This window comes from Falsibacillus albus (assembly GCF_003668575.1).
GTDB lineage: Bacteria > Bacillota > Bacilli > Bacillales > DSM-25281 > Falsibacillus > Falsibacillus albus.
Genome location: NZ_RCVZ01000033.1, coordinates 1 through 13,324, shown reverse-complemented (window position 1 = coordinate 13,324; position 13,324 = coordinate 1). Strand labels below are relative to the sequence as shown.

14 protein-coding genes and 1 pseudogene are annotated in these 13,324 nt (G+C 49.5%); 14 read left to right on the top strand and 1 reads right to left on the bottom strand.

Annotation, left to right across the window (positions count from 1 at the left end; genetic code table 11):
* Positions 1–1,242: pseudogene (locus tag D9X91_RS22135) on the bottom strand (hypothetical protein); the annotation flags it as partial.
* 145 nt (positions 1,243–1,387) lie between these two features.
* Here D9X91_RS22135 and D9X91_RS22130 point away from each other — a divergent pair.
* The 14 genes from D9X91_RS22130 (at position 1,388) to D9X91_RS22665 (ending at position 13,324) form a co-directional block, all read left to right on the top strand.
* Positions 1,388–1,711: a hypothetical protein gene (locus D9X91_RS22130; RefSeq protein WP_121682831.1), complete on the top strand. Its 324-nt coding sequence runs from the start codon at positions 1,388–1,390 to the stop codon at positions 1,709–1,711.
* A gap of 205 nt (positions 1,712–1,916) precedes the next feature.
* Positions 1,917–2,054 (top strand): hypothetical protein, encoded by a 138-nt coding sequence (locus D9X91_RS22670; protein WP_158598395.1) that lies wholly within the window; start codon positions 1,917–1,919, stop codon positions 2,052–2,054.
* A gap of 309 nt (positions 2,055–2,363) precedes the next feature.
* Positions 2,364–2,738 (top strand): NADH-quinone oxidoreductase subunit A, encoded by a 375-nt coding sequence (locus D9X91_RS22120; protein ID WP_121682829.1) that lies wholly within the window; start codon positions 2,364–2,366, stop codon positions 2,736–2,738.
* Complete coding sequence (locus D9X91_RS22115; protein WP_121682834.1) at positions 2,738–3,226, top strand: NuoB/complex I 20 kDa subunit family protein; 489 nt, start codon at positions 2,738–2,740, stop codon at positions 3,224–3,226. Before D9X91_RS22120 ends, D9X91_RS22115 begins: the two co-directional genes overlap by 1 nt.
* A 2-nt stretch (positions 3,227–3,228) precedes the next feature.
* Positions 3,229–4,632 (top strand): NADH-quinone oxidoreductase subunit C, encoded by a 1,404-nt coding sequence (locus tag D9X91_RS22110; RefSeq protein ID WP_233569893.1) that lies wholly within the window; start codon positions 3,229–3,231, stop codon positions 4,630–4,632.
* A 3-nt stretch (positions 4,633–4,635) separates the two neighbouring features.
* Positions 4,636–5,736, top strand: a complete 1,101-nt coding sequence (locus D9X91_RS22105) for an NADH-quinone oxidoreductase subunit D (RefSeq protein ID WP_121682828.1) — start codon at positions 4,636–4,638, stop codon at positions 5,734–5,736.
* A complete protein-coding gene (gene nuoH, locus D9X91_RS22100) occupies positions 5,736–6,740 on the top strand; it encodes an NADH-quinone oxidoreductase subunit NuoH (RefSeq protein ID WP_121682827.1) in 1,005 nt (334 codons plus the stop codon). The genes D9X91_RS22105 and nuoH overlap by 1 nt, the downstream gene beginning before the upstream one ends.
* A 178-nt stretch (positions 6,741–6,918) precedes the next feature.
* Positions 6,919–7,338: an NADH-quinone oxidoreductase subunit NuoI gene (gene nuoI, locus D9X91_RS22090; RefSeq protein ID WP_121682825.1), complete on the top strand. Its 420-nt coding sequence runs from the start codon at positions 6,919–6,921 to the stop codon at positions 7,336–7,338.
* Positions 7,335–7,844 (top strand): NADH-quinone oxidoreductase subunit J, encoded by a 510-nt coding sequence (locus D9X91_RS22085; RefSeq protein WP_121682824.1) that lies wholly within the window; start codon positions 7,335–7,337, stop codon positions 7,842–7,844. Before nuoI ends, D9X91_RS22085 begins: the two co-directional genes overlap by 4 nt.
* Positions 7,841–8,155 (top strand): NADH-quinone oxidoreductase subunit NuoK, encoded by a 315-nt coding sequence (gene nuoK / locus D9X91_RS22080; protein ID WP_121682823.1) that lies wholly within the window; start codon positions 7,841–7,843, stop codon positions 8,153–8,155. The genes D9X91_RS22085 and nuoK overlap by 4 nt, the downstream gene beginning before the upstream one ends.
* A 22-nt stretch (positions 8,156–8,177) precedes the next feature.
* Entirely contained in the window at positions 8,178–10,028 is a 1,851-nt protein-coding gene (nuoL, locus tag D9X91_RS22075; RefSeq protein WP_121682822.1) for an NADH-quinone oxidoreductase subunit L, read from the top strand.
* Positions 10,025–11,545, top strand: coding sequence for a complex I subunit 4 family protein (locus D9X91_RS22070; RefSeq protein WP_121682821.1), 1,521 nt, complete (start codon positions 10,025–10,027; stop codon positions 11,543–11,545). The genes nuoL and D9X91_RS22070 overlap by 4 nt, the downstream gene beginning before the upstream one ends.
* Before the next feature lie 6 nt (positions 11,546–11,551).
* Complete coding sequence (nuoN, locus tag D9X91_RS22065) at positions 11,552–13,036, top strand: NADH-quinone oxidoreductase subunit NuoN (protein WP_121682820.1); 1,485 nt, start codon at positions 11,552–11,554, stop codon at positions 13,034–13,036.
* A gap of 120 nt (positions 13,037–13,156) precedes the next feature.
* The gene (locus D9X91_RS22665; RefSeq protein WP_158598394.1) at positions 13,157–13,324 is read left to right on the top strand and encodes a hypothetical protein; all 168 of its coding nucleotides are present in this window, start codon (positions 13,157–13,159) and stop codon (positions 13,322–13,324) included.

Genomic DNA, 13,324 nt, shown 5'->3' with positions numbered 1-13,324 from the left:
GATCGGTTCCTCAGCTTCCACCAAATCCTCCTCATATGCATCAGGAGTGGGGGATCCTGCATCGTTTTGTTCCATGATAGTCTCGACTTCCTCGGTTTCTACGGCCGTTTCCTCAACAAGCTCGGCCTCGACTACAGCTTCTTCGATATCTTCAACTTTCACTGCTTCTACCGCTTCGATGAACTCCTCATCAATCCCGGCTTCATCCTCGGTGGCATCTTCATCTACCACAAAGTCCATTTCCTCATCAAAATCAAGAGAATCCAATTCTTGTATAAATTCAGAAATAACACTTTCCATCGTTTCAAGGAACTCTTCATCATCCATGAGTTCTTCTTCGGACGCTTCTTCCTCTAAGTCCTCGTGATCGGTAGCATCGGTGATCCCGGGTACATCATTTTGCTGGAGCTCCACTTGTATGACCGCATCCTCGGGTTGCTCTTCTTCAATTCCCATTTCTTCCTGAGCTTCATTTTCCTCCTCAAAAAGAGGCTGGCCATCCAGCGATTCTTCTTCCTCGTCTTCAGCTTCCGGCTCGGTTGATTCGAGTCCTACATCAGAACTTGAACTCAGATCAATCTCAATTGTTTCTTCATCTTCGAATTCGTCTTCTTCCATCTCAAGTTCTGGCTCGTCATCTAATGAATCTTCATCTTGCACTGTAAAAGTTTCATGTACTTCGATCGGGATTTCTTCCGAGTCTTCTTGATCTTCAAATTCGTCAATTTCAATGATTTCCACATTGTCTTCTTCGGTTGGTGCAGCTTCCTGCGTTTGTTCATTTTTGATTTCGGCAGCATGTCTATTGGAGGCAAACAATTTTTGTTCTTCCGCCTGTTGCTGCTCCATTCCGATCCTTACGGAATCACCTCCGCGGATGACGGGTGCAAAATAGAGTCTGTTGACTAAAATGATTTTATCACCATGGTCGAGCATGACATACTCATCCCATATTCCGCCTAGGATGCCGTAAAAGGTCTTTTGCTGGGCTTCAGCAGAAACCCATTGCACACGTGGAACATCTTTGATTATCTCTATCGATTCTGTTTTATCAAAAGAAAATGCCACCAAGTCTCTTAATTCAAACTGCAGAATTTGATGTTCGCATAACTCAACTTCTAAAAATTCTCCGCTGATTTTCTTTAATGTTCCTGTTATCAAGTTCCTGGCAATTAAATAAACGCCGATTTCTGCGCCGACTAAAGCTTCCAAAACGGATATTAATCTCTGGTATTTATTCATTTTAAGGACCTCCTCCTCAAAGTGGCAAGAATCCCGGTTCTTCCAAACATAGTTTTGTTCAGTATATGAATGCGGTAATCCAAATGCAGGTTGTCTGCCCGCCTATTTCGAAGGGAAGGATTGTGAATGGTATCCATCTAAGGGTGTGCAAAGTTCAATTGCGCTCTATGGTCCTTGCTTTCCGAGGGGCGGGCGTCCTTTTTGTGACAGTGACTGGTGGGACGCTATTTCAGGGGTTGATGGAAAAAAGCCGATAAGTGATGGAGATATCGTCAACTTTGATGGAAAAAAGCCGATAAGTGATGGAGATATCGTCAACTTTGATGGAAAAATGCCGATAAGTGATGGAAATAACGTCAACTCTGATGGAGAAATTCATGAAAATGATGGAAAAAATCGCAAAAGTGATGAAGAAATCTCAATTTGTGATGGAATCAGCTCCTGCAATCAATCATTCGATCCGCTATGACCCTAGTAAACCAGTCAATTTGTCTGTTTTGAAGGGGAGAGGCATGGAAATTCTGCTCGAAAAGGCATTTTTATTAAAAACGGAGAGAGGTTTTATCAGAAAAAGCTCTTGGACAAATTAATTGGTTCATCGATGGCCACTCCCGTCCTATTGGTTAGAGCTGCCCGGCTGAATAAACAGTCGGGTTGCAGGGGTTGATGGAAAAATGCCGATAAGTGATGGAAATAACGTCAACTCTGATGGAGAAATTCATGAAAATGATGGAAAAAATCGCAATAGTGATGAAGAAATCTCAACTTGTGATGGAATCAGCTCCTGCAACCGATCATTCGATCCGCTATGACCTTAGCAAACCAGTCAATTTGTCTGTTTTGAAGGGGAGAGGCATGGAAATTCTGCTCGAAAAGGCATTTTCATTAAAAACGGAGAGAGGTTTTATCAGAAAAAGCTCTTGGACAAATAAATGTTTGCATCCACGAGAGAGCCCTGCCCTTCGGTGCCTGTCACCAGAGGTGCAGGGCTCTCTTAATTTGTACTAGTTTTAGGTGATTTTACTAGTTTTCTATAATAAAAATCCTCTCTCGATGTATAGCTTGGAATTCTTGTACATATATATGGGATATGCGTGTTGGTGAAAGAAGGAGGGGAAGCCTTGGAGCTGTTGCATGTCTATCAAAATAGCACGATCATTCTGTTATTGTTTTTGATCCTTGGCATTCTGTTACCCATTGTGGCGTTGACCCTTGGCCGGATGCTTAGGCCGAAGGTGAGAGATGAAGCGAAGGAGACGACGTATGAAAGCGGGATTGAGCCGTTCCATGATTCAAGGGTTCAATTCAATGTCCGTTATTATATGTTTGCGTTGTTGTTTGTCATTTTTGATGTGGAGACGATTTTCCTTTATCCGTGGGCAGTGGCTTACAACGAGCTTGGCTTGTTTTCGCTGGTGGAAATCGTGATTTTTGTGGCGATGTTGTTCATTGGCCTTATATATGCTTGGAAAAAGAAGGTGCTAACGTGGATTTAATGGGACAAGAAGTCGAACAAGCGAAACGGAATATCTTTTTTTCTTCCTTGGAGCAGCTGAAAGGATGGGCGCGGAGCAATTCCTTATGGCCGATGACATTCGGTTTGGCCTGCTGTGCGATTGAAATGATGGGATCGGGTTCTGCCCACTATGACCTCGATCGTTTCGGTTCATTTTTCAGGACATCTCCTCGGCATTCGGATGTCATGATCGTGTCCGGGACCGTGACGAAAAAAATGGCCCCGATTGTACGGAGGCTGTACGACCAAATGCCTGAGCCGAAATGGGTGATCGCAATGGGATCGTGTGCCACAGCAGGAGGACCCTACATAAAGTCCTATTCGGTTGTCAATGGAGTCGACCAAGTGGTGCCCGTTGATGTGTATATTCCAGGATGCCCGCCGAATCCCGCCGCATTGATTTATGGAATCAATAAGCTTCAAGAAAAAATCCGCTGCGAAGCCAAAACCGGGAAGAGGGTGAAGTAGCGTTGAGCCGCAAAAAAGGCAACCCTTATAAAAAGCAGGCTGCACGAAAAGCAAAGGAGAGAGCGAAAAAGCTCCTGGAGGAAAAGAAGAAGGAGTTGGCGCTTGAAAAAAAACAGGAAAATGCGGTGAAGGGACCGATGCCATCGAATCCGGTCAAAGCAGAGTCGTCTTCGTGGCCAGATACAGAGGCTGATTATCCTGCGAGTGATGAATTGGTAAAAACGGCATTTCTAGAGGATGAACATTGGACACTTGAACAAGAACTAGACCTACAAAGGCAGAAAGCTGATGCCGCGGCGAAAGCGAGAGAAGAAGCGCTTGCTAAGAAAAAAGCAAAGCAAACGGAATCGTCGAAACCAGAAGAGCCCACGACATCCGCAGACGACCTGGCCAAGCAGAAAGCCGAAGCAGCAGCAAAAGCAAAGGCAGCAGCGCTGGCCAAGAAGAAAGCGAAAGAAGCGGAAGCCGCAGAACCAGCAGAGTCCGAGCCATCCCCGGACGACCTGGCGAAGCAGAAAGCCGAAGCAGCGGCGAAAGCAAAAGCTGCCGCACTAGCTAAGAAGAAAGCGAAAGAAGCGGAAGCCGCAGAACCAGCAGAGTCCGTGCCATCCGCAGACGATCTGGCGAAGCAGAAAGCCGAAGCAGCAGCAAAAGCAAAGGCAGCAGCGCTTGCCAGGAAAAAAGCGAAGGAAGCGGTATCGGACGAGTTATCCGATGAGGATTTGGCCAAGAAAAAGGCCGTTGCAGCGGCAAAAGCAAAAGCCGCCGCGCTGGCCAAGCAAAAACGGGAATCAGGCGGGGATGCGACAGCTGATGAAAAGGCTAAAGCTGTTGCTGCCGCCAAAGCCAAGGCAGCTGCTGCGGCGAAAGCAAAGGCACTCGGCAAAGGAAAGGAAAAGGAGATGGAAGAGGCTGCTGCACCCGAACGCCCATCCCCAAACGAGCCTTTTCTGAATCGATACACAAAGATCGTTTCTGAAAAAGTCGGAAAGCAAGCCGTTGAGGAAGCATATATCAATCGGCTGTCCAAGGACGTTCCGACGTTGGTTATCGAAATAGATTCATATATAGATGTCTTGCTAGCTTTGAAGCAGGAGGAAGGCTTCACTTTTTTGAGCGAACTGCATGGGACGGACTTCGGTACGCATATGGAAGTATTTGTCCAGCTGAGCTGTTTTGCAGAAAAGAAGGATGTGTCACTCAAGGTAAAGCTAGATCGGGAAGCACCGGCAATGCCATCGGCTGCATCGATTTTTCAGGGGGCGGAATGGCCGGAATGCGAAGTGTATGACTTATTGGGCATCCGGTTTGACGGGCATCCGAATTTGCATCGCATCTTTCTTGGTGAGGATTGGGTCGGCTTTCCGCTCCGGAAGGATTATGAGGCGTATGACGAGGAGGTGTAGCGTGTGATACGGACGGAAGAAATGATTTTGAATGTCGGGCCGCAGCATCCAAGTACGCATGGGGTTTTTCGGCTTGTTTTGAAAATAGATGGGGAAATCATCACGGAAGCCACGCCGGTCATCGGCTATCTGCACCGGGGGACGGAAAAAATCGCGGAGAATCTTCAATATACGCAGATCATTCCGTATACCGATCGGATGGATTACGTGTCGGCGATGACGAACAATTATGTGATCTGTCATGCCGTCGAGACGATGATGGGAATCGAGCTCCCTGAACGTGCGGAGTTTTTGCGTCTGTTGGCGATGGAGCTTGGCAGGGTGGCCAGCCATCTTGTCTGGTGGGGAACCTATCTCCTGGATATCGGGGCGGTCAGTCCTTTTCTATATGCGTTCCGGGAACGCGAGATGATCATCAATCTATTGACCGAGCTGTCCGGTGCGAGGCTGACCTTCAACTATATGCGTGTTGGAGGGGTGAAATGGGATGCACCCGATGGCTGGATTGAAAAGGTGAAAGCTTTTGTCCCGCATATGCGCGAGCAGCTGAAGGGATATCATCAGCTTGTGACGGGCAACGAAATATTTCTTCACCGTCTTCGCGGAGTGGGCGTCTACAGCCAGGAGGAAGCGATTCAATACTCACTGAGCGGAGCGAATATCCGCTGCACGGGGCTCAATCGTGATCTTCGCAGGGATGAACCTTACAGCATTTACGATCGATTTGACTTTCATGTCGTGACGCGTGAAGAAGGGGATTGCCTGGCTCGGTATGAATGCAGGATGGAGGAGATCGAGGAGTCGCTGAAAATCATTGAGCAAGCTGCCGCGCAATTTCCTGGAGATGGACCGATCATGGCAAAGGTGCCGAAGATCATTAAGCCGCCAAAAGGCGAAGTGTATGTGAAGATCGAATCTCCGCGGGGAGAAATCGGCTGCTATATTGCCAGTGAAGGAAAAAAAGAACCTTATCGACTGAAGTTCAGGCGGCCTTCTTTTTATAATCTTCAAATTCTGCCTAAGTTGTTAAAAGGACAAAACATTGCGAACCTCATCGCCATTCTGGGGGCAATCGACATCGTGCTAGGGGAGGTGGATGGCTGATGGTACAGGAACTCTTGCATGCGGCACCGAGCAGCATCCATATTCTATACCTGTTTTTGATGGGAGCCATTCTGCTATTCGTCGTCCTTGGTTTTGTCACCTATGCGATTCTAGCGGAGCGGAAGGTGATGGGCTTTATGCAGCTTCGCCATGGCCCCAACCAGGTCGGAGGCAAATGGGGGCTTTTTCAAACGGTGGCGGATGTTCTGAAACTATTGCTCAAAGAGGATACGATCCCGAAGCTTGCCGATCGGCCGCTGTTCATTTTAGCACCGGTGATTGCCTTTGCACCTGCCTTCATGGTACTGGCCGTCATTCCGTTTTCCGATCAGATTCAATTTGCCGACATCGGAGTAGGACTCCTTTATTATGTGGCGGTCTCCGGGCTTACGACGATCGGGATTCTGACTGCCGGGTGGGCGTCCAATAACAAATATGCGCTTCTAGGCGGCATGCGGGCGGCTGCACAGATGATTTCCTATGAAGTGCCGCTCGTGATGTCCATCATCGGGGTCGTCCTATTGGCTGGCAGCTTGAACTTGCAGACCATCGTCGGTGCACAGCATTCAGTCTGGTTCATTTTTATACAGCCGATTGGGTTCATCATCTTTTTCATTGCGTCAATCGCGGAATTGAATAGGACACCGTTTGATTTACCGGAGGCGGAATCCGAGCTCGTCGCAGGCTATCATGTGGAATACTCCGGCTTCCGCTGGGCATTTTTCATGCTCGCCGAGTACGTTTATCTTTTCGCGATGGCCTCATTGACGACGGTCCTTTTCCTAGGTGGTTGGTCTCCCGTTTACCACTTGTCGTTCATCCCCGGGCCGATTTGGTTTGCCTTGAAGTTCAGCCTCATCGTATTTACGATGATCTGGTTCAGGGTAACGTTCCCGCGGCTGCGCGCCGATCAGCTCATGGAATTCGGCTGGAAGGTCCTGCTTCCGATTGCGATGGCCAACATTTTGCTGACTGCGGTAATTAAGGTGCTGTTTCATTTGTAATTGATTTCATAATTGATGTTGATTGGAGCGGAAGGTGCGAGACTCCGGAGGGATCAGCGGACAAGATGAGACCCCGCAGCGCAGCGAGGAGGCTCAACACCCGCCCCTCGGAAAGCGAGCATCCTTCCGCGGAAATCAACCATCTCATAATCTGTCTGAAGAAAGGAGGAGGGAAGATATGCTTGGCTGGACGAAAGGGTTGGCATTCACGCTGAAAAACCTGACGAAGGAAAAAGTCACGTATGATTATCCGAATGAACCGCTGCCGCTGCCTGACCGGTTCCGCGGCATCCAGAAATTTTACCCGGACAAGTGCATTGTCTGCAATTTATGCGCCAATATCTGTCCGACCGACTGTATTTCATTGACGGGAAAGGCAAACCCTGATCCGGAGAAAAAAGGGAAGGTCATCGACACGTATGATATCAATTTTGAAATTTGCATCCTTTGCGACTTGTGCACGGAGGTCTGTCCGACGGAAGCGATCGTCATGACGAATAATTTCGAGCTCGCTGAGTACAGCCGTGATGAGCTTTTTAAAGATAAGGTATGGCTCGATGAAAATGATACGAGCGTCAGGAAGGAGAATAAAGTATGACCGGGGAATGGTGGATGTTTCTGATCCTGTCGTTCATGGCTGTATCCGGGGCGGTGCTGATGATCCAGCTGTCCAAGGTCATTCATATGATATTGGCCCTTGTGCTGACCTTCGTGAGCATCGCGGGGCTGTATTTCATGCTCGCAGCCGAGTTCATAGCCGTCGTCCAGCTCCTGATCTATTCGGGGGCCGTCACGATCATCATGCTGTTCGGCATCATGCTGACGAACAAAATGGACGGGTCTGAAACGAAGCGGAGAAGCCTTTGGAAAAAGGGGCTTGTTCTAGTGGGTGTGGTCCTTTTTGCCGTCATCCTTTTCATCGGCATCCAGCCCCTCGATTTCGGTGCGGCTGGCGCCTTAAAAGGAGACAACACGAAGTTGATCGGCCAGGCGCTTTACAGCCATTGGATCATCCCGTTTGAACTGGCATCGGTCCTGCTGCTGGCAGCATTGGTCGGCGCGGTGGTCCTGGCGAAAAAGGAAGGGGGAGCGAATGAATCATGACGGCAGTTCCGATATCAGGCTATTTAACCGTTGCCCTTTTGTTATTTTCGATCGGTTTGTATGGGGTGTTAACGAAAAGAAACACGGTCATCGTCTTGATCTGCATCGAGCTGATGCTGAATGCCGTCAACCTTAATTTGGTGGCATTCAGCCGGATGGGTCCGTACCCAGCGATCGACGGCCAGATTTTCGCGCTGTTCTCGATTGCGGTGGCAGCGGCCGAAGCAGCGGTGGGGCTGGCCATTTTAATGTCCCTCTATCGAAGCATGAAAAGTGTCAATGTCCGTGATTATACGAATCTAAAAAACTAGCAGCCGAAGGGGTTGAGAGGCAATGAATGAGTCCGCTTGGCTCATACCAATCTTTCCGCTTCTATCATTTGCCTTGATTTTATTTATCCAAAAACGGGCAGGGAAAGGCGCTGCATACATTGGGATCACCGCTGCAGCCCTATCGCTCCTCTGCTCGATCGGAGTAATAGCCAATCAATCAAATGAAGAAAGCGTCCGCCATGTATGGAAATGGCTGACGATCGGGGATATGCATGTGACGATGGGCTATGAGCTGACATCGCTGAACTGTTTGATGCTTGTCCTCGTTTCGGGAATCAGTCTCATGGTGCAGATTTATTCAATTGGATACATGGAAAAGGATGAACGTTTCCCGATTTTCTATGGATATTTAGGGTTTTTCACATTTGCGATGCTCGGACTCGTCCTGTCGCCGAATTTGCTTCAGCTCTACGTATTTTGGGAGCTTGTCGGGCTGGGATCGTTTCTCTTGATCGGGTTTTATTTTTATAAAATAGAAGCAAAGCAAGCGGCCAAGAAAGCATTCATCATGACGCGGATCGGGGATGTCGGTCTACTGATCGGGATGATCCTTCTTTTTTGGAAAACGGGCAGCTTTGACTTTCAGGACATTTTCCACGCGGTTTCTGCAGGAAATATGTCTTCACGGATGATCACGCTGACGGCGATCTTGATTTTTGTTGGGGCAGTCGGAAAATCTGGGCAGTTCCCGCTCCATTCCTGGCTTCCGGATGCGATGGAGGGGCCGACGCCGGTATCTGCGTTGATCCATGCCGCTACGATGGTCGCTGCGGGCGTCTATCTGGTGGCGCTCATGTTCCCGCTGTTTGCGGCGAGCCAGGCGGCCCTGCTGACCGTGTCGATCACAGGAGCATTCACGGCGATTTTTGCGGCATTCATCGGCCTCGTCCAGAATGATATCAAGCGGGTATTGGCATACTCAACGGTCAGTCAGCTCGGGTACATGATGCTTGCCTTGGGGTCATCGGGATATGTTGCTGGGATCTTCCACTTAACGACGCATGCCTTTTTCAAAGCGCTGCTGTTTTTGGCGGCAGGCAGTGTCATCCATGCAAGCCATACCCAGGATATCCGGGAGATGGGCGGCCTTTGGAAAAAGCTGAGATGGACGGGGCCATTGTTCTTGATCGGAGCGCTCGCATTGACTGGCTTCCCATTGTTTTCAGGTTTTTTCAGCAAGGAGGCGATATTGGGGGCAGCCTGGGCATCCGGTCAGCATGCATTGTTTTATGTCGGAGTATTCACTGCATTTTTGACATCGCTCTATGTGTTCCGGCTGTTCTTCATGGTATTTTTCAACGGTCCATCCTATGTGAGGTCTAAGGTGAAGGAATCGCCTGCCGTGATGGTCGTCCCAATGGTGGTTTTGGCGGTGGGGGCGATCGGCCTCGGTTGGCTGGAAACACCTTGGAACCACGCCTTCAGTGAATGGCTGATGCCGCATATCGAACCGGCGGAAAGCGAAGGCTGGATCACTTGGATGGCGACAATCGCATCTCTAATGGGCATCTTCTTTGCTTATTTCATTTTTGAAAAAAAGACCTTTTCAAGCTATGCCTGGGCAAAGTCGATGCCGTTCACATATAAATGGCTGCTGAATAAAGGGTACATCGATGAGCTTTACGACTGGAGCATTCTCGCCTTTTTCAGGGGATTGGCGAAATTGTTCAAAGCGGTCGACCGCTGGGTAGTCGAAGGACTGGCCAATGCGATTTCGTCGTCCATTTACCGCCTCGGAAAAATAACGACGAACGCACAGACCGGACAGGTGCAAACATACGGGTTCGCGGCGGCGGCTGGACTTGTGCTTCTCATGATCATATACGCATGGACGGGGGGATATATAGGATGAATGCCAGTTACTTCTTGCCACTGCTTGTTTTTGCCCCTATTGTGATGCTGCTCATAATGGCAATCGTACCGAAGACGGAAAAAACGTTCATCCAGCGTTTCCTCATCATCGGGACGCTTCCTTCCTTGGCCATCGCGATTTATGGATATGTGAAATTTTTGCAGGGAAACAGCCTCGAGTCATGGGCGATTCATCACCGTTGGCTCCAGTTCGGCGACTTGAGCTACTTGCAGGAAAAAATGTTTCAGGTCGATTTCGAAATGGGCGTCGATGGGCTGTCGATCTTGATGGTGCTATTGACTGCGATCATTGCCACGATGGCAGCGATCGCCTCTTTTAAAATCCAAAAGGAATGGAAGGGGTATGCATCCCTGTTCCTATTGCTTGAAACAGGGATGCTCGGGGTATTCACTTCCGGCAACATGGTGCTTTTCTTCCTATTCTTTGAGTTGACCTTGGTTGCGACATTTTTCCTGATTGGCAAATGGGGAGGGATCGCCCGCGAAAAAGCCGCTTATTCCTATTTGATCTACAACGGCCTCGGATCGGCGCTGCTGCTGTTTGTCATCGTTTTGACGTTCATCAAAACCGGGAGCGTCAATTTTGAAAAATTGCAGTTCCTGCTCGCCGGGAATGCTGCCGGATTTGCATCACCTGTTTCGGGTGTCGTGAAAGGATGGATGTTGGCCGGGATTCTGGTTGCTTTCGCTTTCAAACTGCCGGCATTTCCGCTCCACCGCTGGATGGTGAAAGTCCATGTCGAAGCGCCGCCATCGATCGTCATGCTTCATTCCGGCGTCCTGTTGAAGATGGGGGCATACGGGATGATCCGCTTCGGACTGGAGCTTTTCCCGAAGGAATTTCATCTAGCAGGCTTGTGGATCATGATCGCCGGATTGGTGAATTTGCTGTATGGGGCTTTGATTGCCTTTGTCCAAAGTGATCTAAAGAAGGTGCTTGCCTATTCGTCGATCTCACATATGGGCATCGTGCTCCTCGGACTTGGTGCAGCCAATGAAGCAGGCGTCCAGGGAGCCATTTTCCAAAGCGTTTCCCACGGCTTCATTTCAGCCTTCCTTTTCATGCTGGTGGGGATCCTCGTCTACCGCGGGACGACGACCGACATTCGGAAGCTTGGCGGTTTGGCGAAGAAAATGCCGATGTTCTCAGGATTTCTGCTGGCTGCAGGCTTGGCGTCGCTGGGACTTCCGGGTATGTCGGGCTTCATCAGCGAGTTCATGACGTTCCTCGGCGTCTTTCAAAAATGGCCGGTCATCGGCGCGATCGGCACACTGGGAATCATTTTAACTGCAGTGTATGTATTGAAGGCAGTATTGAACATCACATTCGGGGAAATGGAAATCGTGAAAAAGAAATGGTTTGATCTGAAGCGCGCCGAATGGATCCCATCGGTCTGCCTGACGTTTGTGATCCTGCTGATCGGGCTTTATCCAAGCATCATCAGCAAAGCGCTTCAGCATACGATTGAATCACTTATGATCGGAATGGGAGGGTGAGGAAAAATGATTAGCGGTGCATATCACTGGGAACTCATGACCCCGGAATTCATCATCTTTGGGGCGGCTGTTGTCCTCTCCCTTCTGGATTTGTTTTTGCCGAAGAAGGTCGACAGGGGCACACTCGGCTGGCTGGCGGTCCTGGCGGCTGCGGCGAGCGGGGTGACCTTGCTCATATTTGTCGGGAAGCCGGACACATCCATCTTATATGATACTTTTCGGTTCGACGGGTTTGCGAAAGCCTTCAAATTGGTGCTAATTGCCGGGGGCTCGTTGATCATGCTGATGGGCCTGCAGCGCGGGGAGGAAAATGGCTCATCGGACATCAGGGGTGAATTCTTCTATTTGCTGCTGACGGCCCTGTTAGGGAGCATGATGGTCGCATCGAGCGGGGACTTGATCACCTTGTTTGTCGGATTGGAATTGCTTGCGATTTCGTCCTATGTGCTGGCGGGGATGAAAAGAAGCGATGTGAAATCCGGTGAGGCCGCGATGAAATACGTCATCAACGGCGGGATTTCAACGGGGGTCACTTTGTTTGGGATGAGCTATGTATACGGATTGACGGGGACAACGAATTTGAACAAAATGGCCGAGGTGTTGAGCGGTCTATTGAGCGGACAGCAGCAATATTTGCTCGGCATCTCGTTCTTGATGATATTGGTCGGCCTTTCGTTCAAGATCGCCACCGTGCCATTCCATATGTGGGTGGTGGATGTGTACGAAGGGGCGCCGACCACGGTTACGGCTTTTTTGAATGCAGTATCCAAAGCGGCAGGCTTCATCCTTTTGCTGAGGCTTTTCCTGACGATTTTCGCCAGTGCGCCTTCAAAAGGATTTACGTCGGTATCTTTGCTGGAAAATATGAAGCTTTATTTGGCGGTTTTGGCCGGTTTGGCAATGGTGATCGGGACACTCGGGGCGCTCCGGCAGAGAAATGTGAAGCGGATGCTCGCCTATTCAAGCATCGTCCATGCCGGCTACTTGCTGGCGGCTTTCGCATCACTGTCGTATTTCATGCTTGATACGATCTGGTTCTACTTATTGGCCTACTCCGTCATGACGATCGGGGCATTCGTAATTGTGCAGTGGATCGTCGGACAGACGAATTCAACCGACATCAGCAGCTTTGCCGGCCTGTACGAACGATCGCCATGGACGGCGGCATCCCTGGGGATCCTGCTCCTGTCCTTGGCGGGAATCCCTGGCACCGCCGGCTTCATCGCCAAATTCAAGGTCGTGATGGCGCTGCTCACCAGCGACCACTCCATCTGGTGGCTGGCCGGATTGATGATACTGACCACCGTCGTCTCGTATGTCTACTATTTCGGCATCTTGATCCAAGTCTTCTTCAGAAGGGAAGAAACCATCCTGAAAGAACGAATCGAGACCGGCAGCAAACTGGCACTCGGCATCAGCCTAATCGTCACCGTCCTGTTCGGCATCCTGCCCAACATCCCGCTGGACTACTTCCAGCACTACTTTAATTAGTGGGGTGGCACTTTGGTGACAGGCACCATCCAGAAAATGGATGGTGCCTTTTGTTGTGCCATAAAAAATCGGAGTGTGATGGAAATATTCGTGTTAGTGATGGAGAAAAGGAGATTAGTGATGGATAAATCCCCGGAAGTGTCGGAGAAACTCAGCTTAGTGATGGAAACACCGCAAATAGAGAAGAAATCCCTATCAAAATGCCCCCATCCGCTGCAATCTCCCCTTAATTTGTCTGTTTCTGATGGTGGAGGCCCGAAAATCCCATTTAGAATTCAAGTTGAGTAG